General features: G+C 36.7%; 18 protein-coding genes and 1 other annotated feature. Of the genes, 10 read left to right on the top strand and 8 right to left on the bottom strand.

Annotation, left to right across the window (positions count from 1 at the left end):
* Positions 1-149 precede the first annotated feature (149 nt).
* Genes OR571_RS03005 through OR571_RS03015 form a run of 3 tightly spaced genes read right to left on the bottom strand, consistent with a single transcriptional unit; the run spans position 150 to position 2,637 of the window.
* Entirely contained in the window at positions 150-1,325 is a 1,176-nt protein-coding gene (locus tag OR571_RS03005) for an acetoin utilization protein AcuC (RefSeq protein ID WP_481900353.1), read from the bottom strand.
* Positions 1,322-1,969 (bottom strand): acetoin utilization AcuB family protein, encoded by a 648-nt coding sequence (locus OR571_RS03010; protein ID WP_282241363.1) that lies wholly within the window; start codon positions 1,967-1,969, stop codon positions 1,322-1,324. The genes OR571_RS03005 and OR571_RS03010 overlap by 4 nt, the downstream gene beginning before the upstream one ends.
* A 35-nt stretch (positions 1,970-2,004) precedes the next feature.
* Positions 2,005-2,637 (bottom strand): GNAT family N-acetyltransferase, encoded by a 633-nt coding sequence (locus OR571_RS03015; protein WP_282241364.1) that lies wholly within the window; start codon positions 2,635-2,637, stop codon positions 2,005-2,007.
* A 184-nt stretch (positions 2,638-2,821) separates the two neighbouring features.
* On the opposite strand from OR571_RS03015, the gene acsA reads away from it, so the two are divergent.
* A complete protein-coding gene (gene acsA, locus OR571_RS03020) occupies positions 2,822-4,543 on the top strand; it encodes an acetate--CoA ligase (RefSeq protein ID WP_282241365.1) in 1,722 nt (573 codons plus the stop codon).
* A gap of 53 nt (positions 4,544-4,596) precedes the next feature.
* On the opposite strand, the gene OR571_RS03025 is transcribed toward acsA, so the two are convergent.
* Positions 4,597-7,515, bottom strand: a complete 2,919-nt coding sequence (locus OR571_RS03025; RefSeq protein WP_282241366.1) for a transglycosylase domain-containing protein — start codon at positions 7,513-7,515, stop codon at positions 4,597-4,599.
* Positions 7,516-7,615: 100 nt separating this feature from the next.
* Positions 7,616-7,816 (top strand) — a binding site (T-box leader).
* A gap of 49 nt (positions 7,817-7,865) precedes the next feature.
* On the opposite strand from OR571_RS03025, the gene tyrS reads away from it, so the two are divergent.
* The gene (gene tyrS, locus OR571_RS03030; protein ID WP_282241367.1) at positions 7,866-9,131 is read left to right on the top strand and encodes a tyrosine--tRNA ligase; all 1,266 of its coding nucleotides are present in this window, start codon (positions 7,866-7,868) and stop codon (positions 9,129-9,131) included.
* Between the two features lie 99 nt (positions 9,132-9,230).
* Here the strand turns inward: tyrS and OR571_RS03035 are convergent, their stop codons facing one another.
* The gene (locus OR571_RS03035) at positions 9,231-9,395 is read right to left on the bottom strand and encodes a hypothetical protein (protein ID WP_282241368.1); all 165 of its coding nucleotides are present in this window, start codon (positions 9,393-9,395) and stop codon (positions 9,231-9,233) included.
* 222 nt (positions 9,396-9,617) lie between these two features.
* Here OR571_RS03035 and OR571_RS03040 point away from each other — a divergent pair, with 222 nt between their 5' ends.
* Entirely contained in the window at positions 9,618-9,866 is a 249-nt protein-coding gene (locus OR571_RS03040) for a DUF3006 family protein (RefSeq protein ID WP_142538810.1), read from the top strand.
* Positions 9,867-10,067: 201 nt separating this feature from the next.
* On the opposite strand, the gene rpsD is transcribed toward OR571_RS03040, so the two are convergent.
* Entirely contained in the window at positions 10,068-10,670 is a 603-nt protein-coding gene (gene rpsD, locus OR571_RS03045) for a 30S ribosomal protein S4 (protein ID WP_282241495.1), read from the bottom strand.
* 358 nt (positions 10,671-11,028) lie between these two features.
* On the opposite strand from rpsD, the gene OR571_RS03050 reads away from it, so the two are divergent.
* The gene (locus OR571_RS03050) at positions 11,029-12,891 is read left to right on the top strand and encodes a sensor domain-containing diguanylate cyclase (protein ID WP_282241369.1); all 1,863 of its coding nucleotides are present in this window, start codon (positions 11,029-11,031) and stop codon (positions 12,889-12,891) included.
* A gap of 71 nt (positions 12,892-12,962) precedes the next feature.
* Positions 12,963-14,147 (top strand): methionine gamma-lyase, encoded by a 1,185-nt coding sequence (gene megL, locus OR571_RS03055; RefSeq protein WP_282241370.1) that lies wholly within the window; start codon positions 12,963-12,965, stop codon positions 14,145-14,147.
* Positions 14,148-14,189: 42 nt separating this feature from the next.
* On the opposite strand, the gene OR571_RS03060 is transcribed toward megL, so the two are convergent.
* Complete coding sequence (locus OR571_RS03060) at positions 14,190-14,669, bottom strand: GAF domain-containing protein (RefSeq protein WP_282241371.1); 480 nt, start codon at positions 14,667-14,669, stop codon at positions 14,190-14,192.
* Between the two features lie 14 nt (positions 14,670-14,683).
* Positions 14,684-15,463, bottom strand: coding sequence for a histidinol-phosphatase HisJ (gene hisJ, locus OR571_RS03065; RefSeq protein ID WP_282241496.1), 780 nt, complete (start codon positions 15,461-15,463; stop codon positions 14,684-14,686).
* Between the two features lie 166 nt (positions 15,464-15,629).
* Between hisJ and ezrA the strand changes: the two genes are divergently transcribed.
* The 5 genes from ezrA (at position 15,630) to mbcS (ending at position 22,452) form a co-directional block, all read left to right on the top strand.
* The gene (gene ezrA / locus OR571_RS03070) at positions 15,630-17,330 is read left to right on the top strand and encodes a septation ring formation regulator EzrA (RefSeq protein WP_282241372.1); all 1,701 of its coding nucleotides are present in this window, start codon (positions 15,630-15,632) and stop codon (positions 17,328-17,330) included.
* A gap of 116 nt (positions 17,331-17,446) precedes the next feature.
* On the top strand, positions 17,447-18,580 hold the full coding sequence (locus OR571_RS03075) for a cysteine desulfurase family protein (protein ID WP_282241373.1): 1,134 nt from the start codon (positions 17,447-17,449) through the stop codon (positions 18,578-18,580).
* Positions 18,581-18,585: 5 nt separating this feature from the next.
* Positions 18,586-19,788: a tRNA uracil 4-sulfurtransferase ThiI gene (thiI, locus tag OR571_RS03080; RefSeq protein WP_282241374.1), complete on the top strand. Its 1,203-nt coding sequence runs from the start codon at positions 18,586-18,588 to the stop codon at positions 19,786-19,788.
* Positions 19,789-19,870: 82 nt separating this feature from the next.
* Entirely contained in the window at positions 19,871-20,080 is a 210-nt protein-coding gene (locus tag OR571_RS03085) for an alpha/beta-type small acid-soluble spore protein (protein WP_282241375.1), read from the top strand.
* A gap of 800 nt (positions 20,081-20,880) precedes the next feature.
* Positions 20,881-22,452 carry an acyl-CoA synthetase MbcS gene (gene mbcS, locus OR571_RS03090; RefSeq protein WP_282241376.1) on the top strand — a complete coding sequence of 524 codons (1,572 nt, stop codon included), beginning with the start codon at positions 20,881-20,883 and terminating at the stop codon, positions 22,450-22,452.
* Positions 22,453-22,536: the final 84 nt, after the last annotated feature.

The raw sequence follows: 22,536 nt of genomic DNA on the forward strand, positions 1-22,536 counted from the left end.
GGAGTCATCTCCCACTGATTGTTAGTTAAACCAAACGGGCTTTTACGGGCAGTTGATCTCCGACTTATCTTTTCGCTTTTCTCAAATTTTGAAGTGGGAGCCTTACTGCCCGTTAATGCGGGATAGAAAATCACCAGTAGCCAAAATGGTTACTGGTGATTTTTGTATGACTGCTGATTGCGAAGCGCGTATAGTGCTTTTTCGAGCATTTGTTTATTTTTCTCTGTTATTTCTGCTTTACGTGGAATTGGTTCATACAATGGATTTGGATCCATCCAAGTCGGAATGAATGGAACTGGTGACTCTTTTGACCAACGATCGAGCCAAACTTTTGGTAAGTTGCCTTCAGGTGTTTTTATATCATTCATTTCCATCCAAAGAAGAGACCAAGCACGAGGAACGACACGCCAAATATCATACCCACCGCCACCAACAGCTATCCATCTTCCGTCACAGTATTGATGTGCCAATTCATGGGCAAGTTTAGGAATTTCTCGGTAAATATTCATCGTTCCATATAAATGGGTTAATGGATCAAAATAATGCGCATCTGCACCATTTTGGCTTAAAATAACATCAGGTTTGAATGCTTCTACAATTTCCCGAAGTGCTGTCCGATAAATTTCCAAAAAGGAGTCATCCTCGGTAAAAGCATCTATCGGAAAGTTAAATGAAGTCCCGTATCCTTCACCAGTTCCTCTTTCGGTAATATTACCTGTGCCAGGGAATAAGTATCTGCCAGTTTCATGAATGGAAATAGTACATACATTGGGGTCATCATAAAAACTCCACTGTACACCATCCCCATGGTGCGCATCCGTGTCGATATAAAGAACACGTGCATTGTATTTTTGCTGCATATACTTAATAGCTACTGAACTATCATTATATACACAAAATCCTGAAGCACGTCCTTTAAATCCATGATGGAGCCCCCCACCTATGTTGAGTGCATGCACAGATTTCCCTTCCATAACGTAATCCACTGCGGTTAGCGTACCCCCAACAAGACTTGCGCTCGCTTCGTGCATATGTGGGAAAATAGGGGTATCTTCCGTTCCGATACCATAGCTTTCATAATTGGTTGTTTCACTTTTCTCCAGGCTTGCTTTTTTGACGATTTCAATATACCCAGGATCATGTACTAAACTTAATTCTTCATCTGTTGCAATGCGAGGTGCTACGATATCCGATGGTGATAAAGCATTCATTTCTTTTAAAAGATCGACTGTTAGAGTTAGGCGTTTTTGATTGAATGGATGCGTTTCTGAAAATTTATAGCCTAACTGGTCTTCAGAAAAGACAAACACAGCATTTTTTTTCATAAAATTTTTCCCGGATGATTTGGCCATAGTACTTCGAAGTCATCAGCTCGTAATGCTTCGATGAGTTTGAGTGGATTCATGGTTTTTACACGAAGCACTAAAATTTTATAATCTTCATTTGCTTTATCGGGATATACGAGTACGCTTAATACATTCACTTTTTGTTCATAAAAAACCTTCGAAACTTCAAACAATACACCTGTTTTGTTTGGAACGCGAACTTCAATTTGAGAGCCTGGTTGATGTGAGCCCGTCAGTTCAATAAACTTATACAATAAGTCAGATTCCGTAATCATACCGACTAATTTTCCTTGTGAAACAATAGGTAAACAGCCTATCCGATTATCATAAAAAATAGTAGCTGTTTCTTCTAGAAAATCTAATGGATGGCCCACAATTGGATTTTTTGTCATTATTTTTTCTAACGGTAATTCATACACTTCGGGGTTGTTACTGTTTAATAATGTAGATGGTGTTGCTTTCTTTAAATCGCGATCTGTTACTACTCCTAGTATTTCTTTATTTGCGTTAATGATTGGTATATGGCGGATTCTTTTTGCTTTTAATAGCAATAATGCATCATTAATCGTATGTGTAGGTGTTAAAGTCGGTACCGATGTATTCATAATTTCTTCTACAAGCATTTCCATACACCCCTTAGAAAAAATATAATTTTTATCTAATACATAAACCGGTTCATAAATCGTAATTGATCGAATTGTTGAATGGATTCGTCGTTCACTCGACTGCCTATTTTAGCCATTAAACAATTAGCGGGATGCGAACTGATCTCGGGATCGTCCGTTGCAAAATATTCAAGGCCGCCAGCTTGCATCATTTTCTCCATCACTTTACGGTACTCCCATACATTTAAACCAGTACCCTTTAAATCCCAATGCCAGTAATATTCCGTTGTAATAGTTATATAATCTTCCATTGCATCATCCATCATTGAAACGCGTAATAGTGTTTTACCAATACCAGTTCCGCGAAATTTTGGAATTATTTCAATTGCCCCTAATTCAATCAGGTTTTCCATTTTTCCTTGCGACCATCTTTCCAGTGGATCCGGATAAAGAAATGTACAATAACCAACGATAGTCTCTTGGTCTCGTACAATAATAATTCTTCCTTCAGGCAATTTGGCAATTTCAATAATTGCTTTATGCTGCTGGGCAGGCGCCCGAAAGGCTACTAGATCTTCATGAAACGTTAAATCGGCTATTACATCTGAAGGAATCGGTCCTTCGACAATGACAGCACCATGTTTTGTTTCTATTTCCAACGCATTATACGTCTTTTCGTGTATCACGATTTCACCACCTATAAAAATAAACGCATTTAACACTATTATACATGATTTCTACAAAAAATAGATGGATGTATATGAAACGTAATGGAACATTCGTAAAAATAAAAAGATTGGCAAAACTGTGAACAAGTATTGTAGAATAGAAGTGTATAGTTTTTGTATAGTTATAGAAAGGGTGAATAGGATGAAGGTAGTTGAATTGTTACCAGTCGAACAAGGGGATTATCAGTTAAAGGATTATGAAGAAACAAAAAGAACTTTCAAGTGGGAAGATGCAGAAAAAAACTTTTCATGGTATGAAACTGGAAAAGTAAATATGGCATACGAAGCCATTGATAGACATGCAGAGTCTGACAAGAAAGACAAAGTCGCACTATATTATCAAGATGCAGATAGAAAAGAATCGTATACGTATTCAGATATGAAAAAGTGGACAAACAAAGCTGCAAATGTTTATAAGGAATATTCTAACTTAACAAAAGGTGATCGACTATTCATCTTTATGCCGAGATCTCCAGAATTATATTTTTCACTTTTAGGTGCTGTTAAAAAAGGTGTGATTGTTGGACCTCTTTTCGAAGCATTTATGGAAGGAGCAGTATACGACCGATTATTGGATAGTGAAGCAAAGGCAATTGTGACAACTCCTGAATTATTGGGAAGAGTACCTTTAGAAAAATTACCGAACTTAGAAACGGTATTTTTAGTAGGGGATAACATAGAGGAAACAGATAAGTTTATTGACTTTAACAAAGCATTACATAATGCTTCGGATGCTTTTGATATTGAGTGGGTAGATAAGGAAGATGGGTTGATCCTACACTATACATCAGGTTCCACAGGAAAACCAAAAGGAATTCTACATGTACACTATGCAATGGTTCAACAATATCAATCGATGAAATGGGTTATGGATATTCGGGATGAGGATGTGTATTGGTGTACAGCTGACCCAGGCTGGGTAACTGGTACTTCTTATGGCATATTCGGACCTTGGTTAACAGGTGCTACATCACTTGTTCTTGGTGGTCGTTTTTCACCAGATGCATGGTATAATGCCATTGAAGATTACAAAGTAACAGTATGGTATAGTGCGCCTACTGCTTTCCGGATGCTGATGGGAGCAGGAGATGCTATCGTTGAAAAACACGATTTATCCTCTTTACGTCATATTTTATCCGTTGGAGAACCATTGAATCCAGAGGTGATAAAATGGGGAATGCAAGTGTTCCAATTACGCATACATGATACTTGGTGGATGACGGAAACAGGAGCTCAAATGATTTGTAATTTTGGGTGCCTACCGATTAAGCCAGGATCTATGGGGAAACCACTTCCAGGATTAGAAGCAGCGATCATTGATAATCAAGGAAATATTGTTCCACCATTCACGATGGGCAATTTAGGAATTAAAAAAGGCTGGCCTTCGATGATGCGTCAAATTTGGAATAATAAAGAGAAATATGAGTCTAGCTTTATGAATGATGAATGGTATTTTTCGGGAGATTCTGCTTATATGGATGACGAAGGATACTTTTGGTTCCAAGGTAGAGTAGATGATGTTATTATGACTTCCGGGGAACGTGTAGGACCATTTGAAGTAGAGAGTAAACTACTGGAGCATCCTGCTATTTTAGAGGCAGGCGTAATTGGTAAACCGGACCCTGTACGCGGTGAAATTATTAAAGCATTTGTTGCGTTAAATGAAGGGTATAAGCCTTCCGATGAACTAATTGCGGATATTCAGCAGTTTGTGAAAAAAGGACTCGCTGCACATGCAGCGCCAAGAGAAATTGAATTTAAAGATAAGCTCCCGAAAACAAGAAGCGGTAAAATTATGCGCCGAGTTTTAAAGGCTTGGGAGTTAAAATTGCCAACTGGCGATTTATCTACGATGGAAGATTAATATATAACGAAAAGCCACAGCAACCAAGTTTAGGTTGTTGTGGCTTTATTTTATTATCTTCTTGCAGTTGTAGTATCTACTTCTTCGGCTGGTTCTTCTTCAACAGGAGGAGTAATTATTTCTTCTTCTTCTTCTGTCGTGTCATCCTCTCCATTTTCTGGAGCTGTTGGAGGCACGACTGGTTCTGTTGGTGTTTCAGGTTGTTGAACTTCTAGTGATACAATATTGGAAGCGCCTGATTGTAAACCAGTAATGTCTACAGATACAATAATATATTGACCAGGACCGCTAATTGTATGACTAGGAGATTCGGCTTCCGCTTTAGTTGCCATTAGCATTCTTTGTCCATCCACCACTTGGTACACACGATAACCAACAACGTCTGAAGACGCTGATTTGGACCAAGTAATGGTGTTTCCAGATATCGTAGCATTTACCGCTGAAGGTGGGCTACCATCTGCATTAAATACTTCTTCTGAAACAACATTTCCACCAAAACTAGAATTCTCTGGGAACAGCTTACTAGCATTCCCACCAAATCTTCCAAGCATTCGTGTGATAAAGTCTTGGTTTACACCATAGCCTCCTTGCACAACAAATTCCCTTGGAGTAGCATCCAATGCGCGATATCTATTGCCGTTTATCACCACATAAGAAGAGGAGATTAGACTATCATCTGCTGCGGTTGGTAACATAGCAGCAGCGTTAAACAAATCGGATTTAACTAATCCTGCTTGTGCACATGCATCGGAAGGAGCTAGTCCAGAAATTCCACAGAAAGATCTTGTAACTACACCTTCAGGAACTTGGAAAGCGTTTGGTGCATCGATTAGTTCTGGTGACACATCATACATAGCATTCATCATATTAGACCACAGCATATTGACTCGTACACTAGGATGATTATAGCGATTATTCATATAAAATAAAGATTTTGTATTATCATCGTAACCAAGCCATACACCTAAAGAGATATTTGGATTATAACCGACGAGCCATGAGTCATTATGATTTTGGGTTGTTCCTGTTTTAGCAGCGAAATCGGACTGGAATTTAAGTCGTGAATTTGCTAACTTCGCAGTACCACCGGATAATACGTCACGCATCATATCAGTAATAATATAAGCGGTTGCTGGACTAAAGACTTGCACTGGCTCGATTTCATGTTGATAAATAACTTTTCCATCCACGCTTTCAATCTTTTCGATCATATAGGCGTCGATAAATTGACCATTATTAGCAAAAGTACCAAATGCATTTGTATTTTCTTCCACTGTAGCACCGTTTGTCATCCCGCCTATAGAAAGCGCATGGTTTGCATATTCATTTTCTTCAATATGTTCAAATCCCATTTTTAACAAGAAATCAGTTGGTTTTCGATCCATAATTAAATCATATAATCGAATCGTCGATAAGTTTTGGGAAGTCATCAGTGAACTACGTGCTGAAATAATCCCTTTTTCTTGTGCAATCGTGTAGTTAGCTGGTGATTTAGCCCAAGTCGTCCCTTTTAGGTTGTCCAGTTTAATATCCACAACTGGGCTTCCGGCACCAATGACTCCATATTCAATTGCAGGTGCATATACAAGTAAAGGCTTCATCGTTGACCCAATTGGTCTTACCCCTTGTGTAGCATGATTATATTGTTCTAAATTATAATCGCGTCCACCAAGGAACGATAGAATTTTCCCGGTGTTATTTTCAATTAGCATACTCCCAACTTGAGCAGGGAAATCTTTTGTAACGATCTCGCCGGTATTTGGATCTTTTACTTCTTTCGTATACGTATGTCCATAGTATTCGAATTCATCTTTTACTTTTAACATCGCTTCAAACATGTCTCTATTAATCGTTGTATGGATGCGATATCCATCTGTTCGAATAGAGCGTTCAGCCATTATATTATATTTCTCTAATAATTTAGGTTCTTTTGCTAGTCTTTCCGGGTCAATTCCATCTGCACTAGCTAATTGGACTCTTAAAATCTCTTTTACCCGGTTTTCTACTTCTGCTGTTAGCCATGGATATTTCTCTTCTGCTACCACTTCAGGCTCTCTAAAATCTTGAGTAATATCATAATTTACTGCAGAATCATATTCTGCTTGCGAAATATAACCTGTTTCTTTCATACGGAAAAGCACTGTCTTCATACGCTCGATACCGGCTTGCAGTGCTTCACCCTCTTTTTTTTCTCCACCTTGTCTAAAAGGTGTGTAGGCAAATGGAGCTTGTGGAATACCGGCAATATAGGCGGCTTGTGGCAATGTAAGATCTTTTGCTTTTACATTGAAGATACCGTTTGCAGCTGTTTCAATTCCTGCAATATTTCTTCCGTTTGCATTTCGTCCGTATGGAATGATATTTAAATACGCTTCTAAGACTTCCTCTTTTGTCATGAAATGTTCTAAACGCATAGCCAAGAGGATTTCTTTAGCTTTTCGTTCGTACGACACTTCGTTTGTTAGAATCTGGTTTTTTATTAACTGTTGCGTCAAAGTAGAGCCACCAGTTTGTGTATCCGAATTTGTAACGTCTTGAAGCAAACCACGGAAAATTGCTTTCGGTACAATTCCATTATGTACTTCAAAGTATTCATCTTCTGTCGCCAGTACCGCATCAATAACATATGGAGAAACGGCAGCAAGCTTCGTTTCCGTACGTTCAAGATCCGTTCTTAGCTTTCCTAAATAGACATTTTCTGCAAAATATATTTCAGACGTTTCTTCATAATTAAACACATCCGCTCTCATATCTTCTTTAGCTCGAAGTGGTTCTTCTTTCACTAAAGAAGCAAAATAACCGGCACCTACGGAAGCTGCAAATACTCCGAGCGCAAGGAATGTGACCAAGAATATTAAGCACAAGTTCCATATAACACTAGAAGAAATTCGCAATCCTTTCGCCCATTTAGTAGTTTGCCACTCATTCATTTTCTCTGTATAAAAGTGGATTTTTTCCATCCATTTTTTCATTTATTATTCGACCCCCAAATCAAGAATTATTATACCATAATCGCTCATCTGTAAACGATAGATATTGACATACGGATTAAATTAGGTAAAATAGGTATATAATTTAACTAGGAAGAGTCCGAAGTAGTTGTTGTATTTACTGTTTAGAGAGCTAGCGGTTGGTGAAAGCTAGTCAGTGTGCAAAGAGCGAATTACAGGCTTGGAGTTAGACGTTTTCACAACGATATCGTGATTGAAGCGGAAGGTGAATTCCTTCAAGCTGGGTGGTACCGCGCTAATTTGTTAACTAAGCGTCCCTGCATGATTTATTTCGTGCAGGGACTTTTTTTATTTATAAGGAGGAGATTGAAATGACAAATGCTTTACTAGAAGACTTATCCTGGAGAGGGCTCATTTATCAGCAAACCGATGCAGATGGATTAAAAGATTTATTAAATAGTGAAAAGATTTCTTTATACTGTGGAGTAGATCCAACTGCAGATAGTATGCATATTGGACATATTGTTCCATTACTAACATTAAGACGTTTCCAATTACATGGCCATCGTCCAATTTTATTAGTTGGTGGTGCAACAGGAATGGTTGGAGATCCATCTGGTCGTTCTGAAGAGCGAGTATTACAAACAACGGAGCAGATTGATAAAAACGTAAAAGGTATTAAAACTCAAATGGAGCGCATTTTCGATTTTAATACGGAAAATGGGGCTCAAATGGTAAATAATCATGACTGGATTGGGCCAATGTCCGTTATCGAGTTTTTACGTGATTTTGGTAAGCTTATCAATATTAACTACATGTTAGGGAAAGATTCCATTGCTTCTCGTTTAGATTCTGGTCTTTCTTTTACAGAGTTTGCATATACACTAATTCAAGGAATTGACTTCAATCACCTATTTAATACGTACAACTGTAAAGTGCAAGTTGGTGGATCCGATCAATGGGGTAATATAACAACAGGTCTGGAAGTAATTCGTAAAACGCATGAGGAAGAAACAAAAGCTTTCGGAATTACAATTCCACTAGTAACAAAAGCAGATGGAACAAAGTTTGGGAAGTCAGCATCTGGTGCTGTATGGTTGGATGCGAAAAAGACGTCTCCGTATGAGTTTTACCAATTCTGGATCAACACAGCCGATGCCGATGTTATTAAATACATGAAAATCTTTACGTTCTTAGATCGTAATGAAATTGAAGCATTAGCTGAAACTGTTGAAAATGAACCGCATTTACGTAAAGCACAAACAACATTAGCGGAAGAGATGACTCGCTTAATCCACGGGGAAGAAGCTTTAGAACAAGCAGTTCGTATATCTCGCGCTTTGTTCAGCGGAAATTTGAAAGAGTTATCTGCGGATGAGATGAAAGATGCATTTAAAGATGTGCCGTCAGTGGAAATGTCAAAAGATGCGAAGAATATTGTGGATTTCATCGTGGAAGCAAGCGTGTCTCCTTCTAAAAGACAAGCACGTGAAGACGTAACGAATGGTGCTATATCCGTGAATGGCGAAAAAATTACCGATTTAGCATATGAGGTAGGAGAAAGTGATCGTTTAGAAGATGAATTTATGATCGTTCGTAGAGGTAAGAAAAACTACAAAATGATTAAATTTGTATAAATTAAGTGGGAATCCTATGGCCCGTTAATGCGGGATAAAATGAAAGCTACTTCCCAATAAATAAAGGGAAGTAGCTTTTTACCAAAAAGAGTATATTGGTTAGAATCCACCACGTTCATCTACATGATGATTGTTCTGTCCATCTTTTACTTGAAGTTTTTTCTTTTCGTGATCTGTTAATTTTTCAGGTTCAGTGAAATTTGGGCTAACATGTGTATTTTTCATTTTTTTATTTGTCGATGTATGGCTGTTGTGATTTTTCATATGCTAATCCTCCAATCTATAATCATTTCAGTTCTTAGTATTTACGTTGGTTAGTGAAATAATCATGAAATTATTAAGAAGTTTTAAATTTAATGTGAAATAGGATGATAAATAAGCGTTAAATAGTATAGAATAATAATTGGAGAGAAACTTTCAACTATTTTTAAATAGTAAGTAATTTCATTTTATAGGTTAATTATTTGGATCGAGGGGCTGGGTGCAATGGCTACAAAAAAGTACATATTAGATCGCTTCGACGATTTTTTTGTCATTCTATTTGAGAAAAATAACAAAGCGAACAAGTTAGTTATTTTAAAAGATAAGTTTACGATAGATGCAAAAATTGGAGATTTAATAGAAGTTCATATGAATGAGGACAAATCAGGATATGATTTTAAAATACTAAAAGAAGAAGCAAATGAGACGAGACAGCGGTTATTGGATTTAATTCAAGGAATGAAAAAAGTTTAAACATATGTATCTTGAAAGAAAGCGTTTTTCTATTCGATTAGATTGGCGCTTTTTTTGTTTGCAGAAAAAATATAGAAAAACCTTTTCTGATTATCCCTTAAGAGGGTGTGAAAGCCATTCTAGGATAAACAATAGAATAGAAAAAAGCCTCCAACCCCCTGATTTCGCAGAGATTTGAAGGCTTTCAATACTATTTCTCGATTAACGAGAGTAGAACTCAACGATTAGAGCTTCGTTAATTTCAGCAGATAATTCGCTACGCTCTGGAAGGCGAACGAAAGTACCAACTTTGTTGTCAGCGTCAAATGTTAAGTATTCTGGAACGAAGTTGTTTACTTCGATTGATTCGTTTACAACGTCTAGGTTTTGAGATTTTTCACGAAGAGAAATTTCTTGACCTGGTTTTACGCTGAATGATGGAATATCAACACGTTTACCATCGATCATAACGTGACCGTGGTTAACTAATTGACGAGCTCCACGACGAGTACGAGCAAGACCTAAACGGTAAACAACGTTATCAAGGCGAGTTTCAAGAAGAATCATGAAGTTTTCACCATGTTTACCTTGCATTTTACCAGCTTTGTCAAAAAGATTACGGAATTGACGTTCGTTAACACCATAAGTGTGACGAAGTTTTTGTTTTTCTTGTAATTGCATACCGTATTCTGTTAATTTTTTACGTTGGTTTGGACCGTGTTGTCCTGGTGCGTAAGGGCGTTTTTCTAATTCTTTACCAGTACCGCTTAGTGAGATACCAAGACGACGTGATAATTTCCATGATGGACCTGTATAACGAGACATATATGTCTCCTCCTTTATATTGGTTTTATTTTGTTGTAAAATAAGACCAGATGTATTCAGACTAGCAGACATTTTGTTTTCATGTATCATCGCCCTAGCAGCCGAGGGTTACAGGATACACCATCTATAAGAGGAACAAAATGAGCAATCTAGGCCATACAACTGCTGCATTTATTTTACACAAATTCGATTGTATCGTTTTATGTGGAGAAAGTCAATAAAATTCATTTTAATAGATTGAACAGTTATGAAGTACAAGAAACAATTGACAAATCTAAAGGGATATAGTCAAATAGAATTACAATTAAAGTGTGATAAAAGTATCAAATCCGCTCTTAGAAAACTGAGAGGTGTACTCATGAAAAATGACGCAATAATGACGCATTTAAAAGGTCGTATTCTAGATGTTTATAACGAGAATTTACTTGTAAATGGAACTACTATAAAATGGTTCAATGACTTAAAAGTAATATTGTCAGAATTTTTTGGAGTTGAGATAGCTCATTATTTAATTTTTGACGTTGATTCATTTAAACCATTGAGAGAAGATTATGCTTTTACTAAAAACATGCCTACGATTAAATGGCTTGATATAAAAGCATTCTTTGATGAGAGAAACTTTACCGAAAATCCTATTTGGGATTCTGAAAATGACATGAATAAACTAGTTAAAATTTTACTGAGGGATCACGATGATAAACCAATTGGATTGCTCGCAATGGATTCAACAGTGAAATGGAAGGAATTCTCCGAAACAGAAAATATAAAAGAGTTTGTTTGCACGATTAGTAAGCTTGTGAAAACCATAAGACAATCGATTAGATTAGTCCAGCAAGAAAACCAATTTCGTCATTTATTTAGTGTAACAAAAACATTTAACTCCACGCTAGATTCCGGAGAAATATTAAATGGAACATTATTCGCTATAAATAATGCATTTCCACAAATAGAGCCTACGTTAATATTATCGAATGACCAAGATAGAAAAACTTCAGTTCCTTATAAGTTATTTGACTACACTTCTGAAAGACCAGCCACAGTAGATGCATATGTTTCGGGAGAAATTACTACAGAAATAGAAGAAGATTTAGGAGTACGATTAATAAATGTGCCGATAAAAGGGAAACAAGGAATTTATGGAATATTACAACTTGCTGTCCCAACAGATTATATTTTTTCTACTAGACAAAAAGAATTTGCAACTTCGTTAGCGGAAACAACGGGAAATGCCCTTGAAAACGCAAAATTATATATACAGTCACATAAATTAGTTTCAGATTTGCAATTGATAAACGAAACTTCACATACATTGAATACGAATATTTCTTTAGATGAAATGCTAGTTTTCTTAAGAAACCAATTAATAAAATCTTTCATGCCGGAGCAAATATGCTTTGTTTTTATTGAAAAAGATGAATATAAAATCATTGGTGCGAGTAATGATTATTTCCATACAGATGAAGGTCAGCTGTATATTCAGCATGTATCGAATCATTTTAACAAAGTGAAGGAACCTCTGTTTATAGCTGACTTTAACCGACTAACAAAGTTAAAGTATGGATATCGTTCTCTCATTGCAGTTCCGTTAAAAGAGCAAAATACAATAACGGGTTTTAGTATAGTTTTGCATAAAGAACCTTATTACTTTTCGTTTGATGCCTTTAAATTAATGCAATCACTCATTCAGCATTCTTCACTTGCCATAAGTAACTCTGCACTCCGCAATAAGTTGCAGGAGATGGTTAATCGCGATCATTTGACGAATCTTTTTGCGCGAAATTATTTAGATAAATATGTAGAAAGCTCCATGAAAGTAGATGACTGTGGAGTATTTGTGTTAATCGATATCGATGATTTTAAACAAGTGAATGATAAGTATGGTCATCAAATTGGGGATGAAATATTAAAACAAATTGCATCCATTATAGAGAAAAAAGTTGGAGAGAAAGGAATAGGTGCGAGATGGGGTGGAGAAGAGCTAGCATTATACTACGCTCAAATGCCACTTGAAGAAGGCATCCAAAATTGCTCTCAATTATTGATGATGATACCACTTGAAACAAATCCGAGTGTGACAGTTTCGATCGGTATTTCGAGTTGGAAACAAAGCGAAGATATAGATTATCGCCATCTTTTTCATCAAACAGATATCGCTTTATATAAAGCAAAAAACAAAGGGAAAAATCAGTTAAGTGTTATGGAGGTATCTCAACTTTTGTAGGGAGATGCCTTTTCTTTTTGGTCGATTATGTATAAACTATATGTAAGCGTTTACAAAAGGGGTGTAAATAGATGCAAAATAAAAAAGTACAAAAGGAGACAGCATACATTCATAAAGGCTTTCAATCAGCTGAACATCAGGACAGCCTAGCAGTACCTTTATATCAAACTTCTACATTTGCATTTGAAACAGCTGAACAGGGAGCAAGAAGATTTGCCGGTGAAGAGACTGGAGGAGTTTATTCTCGTTTAGGAAATCCGACTGTTCGCGTATTAGAGGAACGAATGGCAGCAATGGAATATGGAGAAGGTGCATTAGCATTTGGATCGGGGATGGCTGCAGTTAGTGCGATTTTAGTACATTTAACTAAGTCAGGTGATCATATTCTTTGTACCCGTGGGATTTACGGCTGTACATTTGGACTTCTGAACATATTGAAGGAAAAATATAACGTTTCACATGATTTAGCGCTATTAAATACGGAAGAAGCTATTGAGGCAGCGATAAAACCAAATACTGTTTGTATTTATTTAGAAACACCTATAAATCCAACAATGGAAATAGTGGATATTGATTTAATTACGAAAATCGCCAAAAAACATCGTATTCGTGTAGTCGTTGATAATACTTTTTCATCTCCTTATTTACAAAATCCATTAAAACTCGGAGTCGATTTTGTCTTGCATAGCGCGACCAAATATATTAATGGACATGGCGATGTTATTGCAGGAATCATAGTTGGAAGTGATAAAGAAGAAATAGAGCAAATCCGGTTGTCCGTTCAAAAAGATTTTGGAGGCATTATTTCACCATTTGATGCATGGTTATTAATTAGAGGAATCAAAACGATGCATATACGAATGGATCGGCATACAAAGAATGCAGAGGAACTTGTTGCTTATCTAAAAACAGTTGCTTCTGTAGAAAATATTTATTATCCGTTTGATCCAAGTAATCCACAGTATGAAATTGCGAAGAAGCAAATGAGTGGTGGCGGTGGTCTTATTTCATTTACTGTAGGCGGTATGAAAGAGGCACAAAAGCTTATGAATGAATTACAGCTAATAAAAATCGCTGTAAGCTTAGGTGATGCCGAGACCTTAATTCAGCATCCGTCAACAATGACTCATTCAGTTGTACCGGAAAAAGAGAGACTGGAAATGGGAATTACAGACGGTTTACTTCGACTTTCTGTAGGACTTGAAAACTCTATTGATCTAATAGAAGATTTAAAGCAAGCATTTGCAAAACTTTAAAAACAGAGGGAGCATCGACTCCCTCTGTTGTTCTTGCTTTTCTTAAATATGTTTAACTAATACTTGAACAAATTGTTCTAAACCAGTTGCATCTTGCTCCGAAAAGCGTTCTTTGATAGGACTATCGATATCGAGAACACCAACCAATACGCCATCTTTCACTATAGGTACTACAATTTCCGATTGTGAAGCTGCATCGCAAGCTATATGACCTGGAAAAGCATGAACATCAGGAACGATAATAGTTTCTAATTTTTGCGCGGCAGTGCCACATACCCCCCGACCTACAGGGATTCTTACACAAGCGGGCAAGCCTTGAAATGGTCCTAATACCAATTCGCCATCCTCCATCAAATAAAAACCAACCCAGTTAATTTGGTCAAAAAACTGATTTAGTAAAGCAGAAGCATTACTAAAATTTGCGATTGCATTAGTTTCTCCTGTTAAAAGTGCATCTAATTGTTTTGATAACATTGTATAATTTGCTGTTAAATCTTCTGAATAAGTTGTTTTTGTAAACATTATTAATCTCCATTCTACAAATATAGTTTTAATTCCTTATAAAATTGATGCAGATCCTCTGCATTATGGGCATCTGATCCAAAAACAACAGGAACTTCAAGCTGCTTAGCTAACTGAATATAAGGTGGTGCAGGATAGCTCTCAAAACAATAAGGCTTTGCAAGACCAGCACTATTAACATCTAATTGAAGCTGTTGGTTTTTCATTTCAGATAAAATAGAAATGATTTCTTTGTGATCATCTACTTTTTCGGGAAGTGCATGCTGAAATTTATGTACGAGCGTAATATGACCTATTCGTTTCGGTTTATAAATTCCTAAAGGACTCGTTATTGAATCCATTAATGTTTTGTAATACAATTTATACACAGCTTCCTGACTTCCCACATGTTTAATAAACTCTAAAAAAGTAGATTTAGAATAATCTATACATGTGTAGGTGTTTTGGAAAGGTAAAAAATGTACCGATAAAATTGAATCATCCAAATACATACCGTATGTATTTAGAAAAGAAATGGTGTCTTGTTCAAAACCGGAGATAAAGTCTATTTCCAATCCTGTTGATATAACAATATCTTTTTCATATTGTTTTTTCAACCGATTTAAATCGGTGAAGTACGATTCGAGTTGGTTGAAATCCATTCCGCTGTCTTTGTCGGGTGTTGGATCGATAAAATCATTGGGTAATGGGGCATGCTCGGTAAATGTAATTTCATGAAACCCATTTTGAATTGCTTTTTCAATATATAGATGGAAGGGGTCAAGCGTTCCATGTGGGCAATAGGGCGTATGAATATGACCATCCTTTTCAAGAAAATCTGCCTCCTTGTCGTTGAAATATCATTATTTTAAATAATTCATTGCTTTTCTATTGTTTTATGAAACAATAACATAAAAAGCATGGTAATATATAGAGTAACATTTGAATTAGAATTTTTTGATTTGGAACAGGGGGCTTACGATGAAGTATATCATCCCAGCAGTCATTATACTTTTAGTAATTGCAGTTTTTGCGTTTATCATAAGAAGAAAGCATAATACAGAGATTGAACGTTTAGAGCATGAAAAACATCAAATTCAAAACAAACCAATTTTAGAAGAAATGACAAAAGTAAAACAATTGAACATGAATGGCCAAACAGAAGAAATGTTTGAAAGATGGAGAAATACATGGACGGAAGTAATGGATGTTCAAATGCCGAAAATCGATGTTCTTTTGTTTGATGCTGAAGAAAATATAGACAAGTTTATATTTCCCAAAGCTTCTAAAATTGAAAAAGAAATTCAAGTATTAATTTCTTCTTGTGACGAAAAAATGTCTGGGATTCTAAAAGAACTGGAAGAACTAATCGGAAGTGAAGAAAAAAACAGAATAGAAATGGAGCAGTTGAAAGAGCAGCATCGTGCTGCTAGGAAGACATTGCTTGCACATCAATATTCTTTCGGAGATGCACTTCCAGCATTAGAAAGAGAATTAGAATCATTTATACCGGATTTTGAAGAATTTGATAAATTGACAGAGACTGGAAACTATTTAAGTGCACGCGAAATTGTAATTACTTTGCAAGAAAAGGGGAAAGAATTTTTTCCTAAACTACATGAAATTCCAACTATACTTTCAGAAATACAAAATAAAATACCCGCTACGATTCATGAATTACGAAATGGTCAGAAAGAAATGGAAGAAAGTTCTTATTACTTGCAGCATCTTGAAATGACGAAAAAATTAGAAGAAATAGAAGCGGAGTTAGTTGACTTAAAGGCAGCAATTGTGGACCTTGAAGTTGATAAAACAATTATTAGAGTAGAAGAAATCAAAGATGAGATGGAAACATTCTATGATTTATTAGAAAAAGAAGTACTTGCTAAGAAATATGTAGATCAACATAAAGATCATACAGCTAGCCGTCTAAAGGAAGTAACTACGGTTACTCGTGCAGTGAGCGCAGAAGCTGCTTATGTTCAACAAAGCTACCGCTTACCAGAAAAAGAGGCAGAAATTCCACAAAGCTGTTTGAAGGAATTGGAAGATTTAGCGAAAAAGTTCGACTTACTTTCATCACGAGTAGAAGAAGAGCAATCTGCTTATTCTAGCTTACAGGAAGAACTAAACGAAATAGCAGAAGAGCTAGACCGCTTATATGAAGAACAGGATCGTTTTGCGGATCGTTTAAAAAATCTTCGAATTGATGAAAATAAAGCACGTGAAAAACTAGATGAATTAAAACATATTTTGCATGACACAGATCGTATGTTACAAAAAGCGAATATTCCAGGGATTCCTGAAGATATGGATGTTCGATTAGAAGAAGCAGAGGAACATATTTATGTTGCAATGCAAAGCCTTCAAGAAGTACCGCTAAATATGACGTTGGTAGACAATTATTTAGAAAAAGCAGAGGCTTGCATGGAAGAAGTGCATAAACGGGCAAAAGAAATGTTAGAAAATGTATTGCTAACAGAAAAAATTATACAATACGGCAATCGTTATCGTACAAGCCATCCCCATATACATGCGCGCTTATTAGAAGCAGAGGAAGCCTTTAGACAACTTAGATATGCAAAAGCGCTAGAAGATGCAGCTACAGCTGTTGAGGAAGTAGAACCAGGCGCATTAAAGAAAATCGAAGTAATTGTTAAAGAAGAGGCCTGGCGTACATAACTAGAAAGTCTAACGCATTAGATCCTAGAAACGACTAATGGCTTTTGTATACAAACGTGAACCACCTCACTATAAAAGTGATGGTGGTTTTTTTCCGAAAAGGAGTTGGAATTACAGTGATTTATTTTGATAACAGTGCTACGACAAAAGTGCATCCCGAAGTGATGAACACATTTGTGGCAGTAAACGAAAAGTTTTGGGCAAATCCAGCCTCTATACATGAATTTGGTCATCAAACAAACGAATTATTACAAACAGCTAGAAAACAAGTAGCGGAAATTTTACATACTTCTAGCGACAAGATTTATTTTACATCTGGTGGAACGGAATCCAATAATTTAGCGATTTTTGGCTTAGCAAATAAATATAAAAACCGTGGAAGACATGTACTTGTTTCAGAAATTGAACATCCTTCAGTACTTGAAGCGGCAAAACAACTAATGAAAAATGGATTTGAAGTTGAGTGGATTCCGGTAAACTCGGACGGTGTAATAATAATAGATGCGCTAAAAGGCCTTTTACGAGATGATACAGTTTTAGTAAGTGTCATGCATGTGAACAATGAAACAGGAGCGATTCAACCAATCCAGGATCTTATTGCTTATATAAGAAACACTAGTCGAGCGCTAATCCACATGGATGCGGTGCAAAGCTTTGGCAAGATGCCTGTAGATTTTGCAGAAATGGATGTCGATGCAATCACCATTTCTTCTCACAAAATTCATGGTTTAAAAGGTTCAGGTCTTTTAGCATTAAAAACATTTATTGAAGTGGAACCGATGCTTGTTGGAGGCGGTCAAGAATATGGTATTCGCAGTGGAACAACGCCAGTACCATTAGCGGTTTGCACTGCCAAATCTATAAGGCTTGCACACGATCACTTGGAATCAAATGCAAAAAAGATGAAAGAAATAACGGAAGAACTTATTCCTTTTTTAGAGACATTTCCTGCTATTAAAATAATCTCGCCTTCTAATAGAGCACCACATATTGTTTCTTTTTCTGTCCGAAAAATAAAAGGAGAGGTTTTGATTAATGCTTTACAGCAAAAAAATGTTATAGTTTCTACAAGTAGTGCATGCTCATCCAGAAATACAAAAACAAGCCATGTATTAAAAGCAATGCATATACAAGATGAGTATATAAAAGGAGTTATTCGTTTAAGTTTTAGCTCATTCAATACTCCAGAAGAAATCGATCAGTTTAAAATAGTATTTACACATGTAATGAATGTTATTAAAGGAGATTAGTTTTGATGAAATGGGAAAAAATATTAGTAAGATATGGTGAGTTATCAACAAAAGGAAGAAATAGAAAACAGTTTATATCACATCTTCGAAACAACATAAAATTTTCTTTTGTAGATTTACCAAATATTAAAGTACAAGCAGAAAGAGATCGGATGTTCTTAACTTCAACAGACGATAAAGAGATCGAAGCACTAATAAAACGACTACCAAAAATATTCGGCATTCAGTCATTTAGCCCTGTTGCTTCTTGTTCGCAGGATTTAGAGGATATTCAAGCAACTGCTCTTCAAATAATGGAAAGCTTAGATAGTGAAAACAAAACATTCCGTGTAACAGTAAAACGTTCTGATAAAAGGTTCCCACTGGATACGTATGAATTGCAAAAGATAGTAGCAAGTCATGTTTTAAGACAATTTCCATCTTTGCAAGTACAATTAAAAAAACCAGAAATAGACTTACGAATTGAAGTATTAGCGGATGCTGTATATATGATGGCGCAAGTAATTCCTGGTGCTGGCGGTATGCCACTTGGTTCAAATGGTCGCTCGCTTTTAATGCTTTCCGGTGGAATTGACAGTCCAGTTGCGGGATATATGCTTTTGAAACGTGGAGTTAGATTAGATGCCATTCATTTTCATAGTCCGCCGTTTACAAGTGAGCGTTCAAAAGAAAAAGTAATGGATTTAGCAAACCAATTAAGTCATTACGGAGCAACTGTACGACTGCATATCATTCCCTTTACGGAAATCCAACAAAGTATAGCAGCACAAATTCCAGAAAATGTATCCATGACTACTACAAGAAGAATGATGTTAAAGATTGCAGAAATTGTACGTGAAGAAATTGGCGCATTAGGAATTGTAACTGGTGAAAGTCTAGGTCAAGTTGCGAGCCAAACGCTCGAAAGCTTAACTGCTATTAATGCAGTCACGTCCACACCGGTTTTTAGACCACTCATTTCTATGGACAAATTAGATATTATAGATATTGCCCGGGAAATAGGGACTTATGAGACATCTATCTTGCCATATGAAGATTGTTGTACTATATTCACTCCTTCTTGCCCTAAAACAAAACCTAAGTTGGAGAAAGTAGAATACTACGAGAGCTTTAAGGATTACGATGATTTAATAAAAGAGGCTGTAGAAAATAGAGAAGTTCTTTCTTTTCCTACAAAAAAGAAAAATGACTTTGAAAACCTGCTTTAAAAATTAACAAAATATACCTCTCTTCCTCCGTGCATGAAATTCGAAAAAAAGACCATTCTAATTTCACAAGGAGGTGAGAGACATGACAAACAACAACAACAGCAACTCAAATCAACTTTTAGTTCCTGGAGTAAGACAAGCGATTGATCAAATGAAATATGAAATTGCTCAAGAGTTTGGAGTACAATTAGGAGCTGATGCATCATCGCGTGCCAACGGATCCGTAGGCGGAGAAATCACAAAGCGATTAGTGCGTCAAGCTCAATCACAAATGAACGGTTTCAATAAATAATAAAACAGATAAACCGGTAGCTTAGGCTACCGGTTTTTTTGTTGTATGACATGAACGGCTTAGGGAAACTGCGAAGTGAGAAATCTTATTAGGTAAACGCTAGACTTTTCGCTTCAGGAGAACGCTTTCCGCGAGGCGGGCGGTGAGCCTCCTCGGTCGCACATTAAAACTTCTTCAGAAGTTTTCTAACTATTAAATACCAGTAAATGGTATAACACGACATAAGATGCTGTGAATGCGACAAACTCCTCCTCGAACACGAACAGAACACCTGCTGAACGTGACAAAGCCAGTAAAGCTGATGCTTTTTATTAAGAAACCCCAAACGACACACCATTATTATAAGCGTCTCACTCCAAGTAAACTTGCCTTATGAAAAAATGGTTGCTCTCAGGAGTAATTTTGTCGCTTTCAGACTAGAACTAGTTGCTCTCAACAGTCGTTTGGTTGCTCTCAGACTACAACTGGTTGCTTTCGAGATTTTTTGATTGCCCTTATCCATTTATTGGATATATTTATTCTGCAACTACCTAATTGGAGGGATATAGTGCCGCCGCGCGAGACTCCTGCGGGAAAGCGAGACAGACGAGACCCTGCAGTCGCTCGCGACGAAGCGTTTCGTCACTCGCCCGCGGAAAGCAAAGCCCCCCCGTGCTAAATCCAAGCGGTCACTTTCTTCCACTCACTACCACGAAGTTTCCCTAAACCGATAAACACATATATTCAGAAAATTATTTTTATATTTAACAATCTAACTAATTCCTTTATAATTAATTGTATGATGTAAAGGAGGAATAGTATTGAATAAATCAGACCTAATCGCACCAGCACAATATAACTTAGTAAGTGAGTTTGAAAAATTTAGTATAAATGAAGAAAAATTAGCGCTTATTTGGGAGTCCGAAAACGGAGAAACGAAAAAGAGTACATATAAACAATTAATCCAACAAGCGAATAAAATTGCAAATGCATTTACTCGAAGCGGCCTTAAAAAAGGGGATATCGTACTTGTAATGGTACCTCGATTAATAGAAGCGTATGAAGTGTACGTAGCAGCTTTAAAAGCTGGTTTAGTAGTTATTCCAAGTTCAGAAATGCTGCGAGCAAAGGATATAGAATATAGATTAGTTCATAGTGGAGCAAAAGCGATTATTGCATATGAACCATTTTTAAGCCAATTTAACGAAGTATCGAACTTAGACGATAAACTATTATTTGTAATTGGAAATGGCCAAGGTAGTTGGAAATCTTTAACTGATGAAATAGTTAGTGAAGATGATGTGTTCCAAACAGTCGAAACAACAAAAGATGATCTGGCATTCATATCATATACAAGTGGTACAACCGGAAATCCAAAAGGTGTTGTTCATACGCATGCATGGGCATATGCACATTTACGGACATCAGGACCAAATTGGCTAAGTATACAAGAGGGAGATATCGTTTGGGCTACAGCAAGTCCTGGGTGGCAGAAATGGATTTGGAGCCCGTTTCTTGCGGTTCTTGGAAGTGGTGCAATTGGCTACGTCTACAATGGTAAATTTGAGCCGAAAACATATTTAAAAAATATTCAAGAGAAAAAAGTAAATGTGCTTTGTTGTACACCAACGGAATATAGAATTATGGCGAAAGTAGACGGCTTAACCGACTATGATCTTTCTTCACTTCATAGTGCAGTTTCTGCAGGAGAACCATTAAATAGAGAAGTAATTGAAACTTTTGAGCGCAATTTTAATTTAGAAGTGCGAGATGGGTACGGTCAAACCGAAAACACATTACTCGTTGGAACAATGAAAGGAATGAAAGCTAGACCTGGTTCTATGGGGAAACCAACACCAGGAAATACAGTAGAGATTGTTAATGATCTTGGGGAAATTTGTGCACCTGGTGAAGTAGGCGATATTGCAGTGCATATTGAAACTCCAGCTCTTTTTAAAGAATATTTAAAAGATCCCGAACGTACCGCGATGCAATTCAGAGGAAATTATTATATAACCGGTGACCAAGCGAAAAAAGATGAGGATGGCTATTTTTGGTTTGAGGGTAGAAGTGACGACATTATTATCAGTTCCGGCTACACAATTGGACCTTTTGAGGTAGAGGATGCTTTAACAAAACATCCTGCAGTGCAAGAATGTGCTGTCGTTGGTAGTCCACATGAAGTTCGTGGGACGATTGTAAAAGCTTTTGTTGTTTTACTAGATCCTTCGAAGGAAGGTTCGCCTGAATTAGTGAAGGAGCTTCAAGATCATGTGAAAACAATTACTGCCCCATATAAGTATCCGAGAGAAATTGAGTTTGTGAAAGAATTGCCAAAAACAACTTCTGGGAAAATTAGAAGAGTCGAGTTAAGGCAACGAGAACAATTATAGATAATAGGTGAAAATGAAGCACGAAGGACGAATGTTCTTCGTGCTTTTCCACGTCTAGACTCCTGCGGAAGCTCGAAGCTACAG

It is taken from the genome of Psychrobacillus sp. NEAU-3TGS (assembly GCF_029955155.1).
Taxonomy (GTDB): domain Bacteria; phylum Bacillota; class Bacilli; order Bacillales_A; family Planococcaceae; genus Psychrobacillus.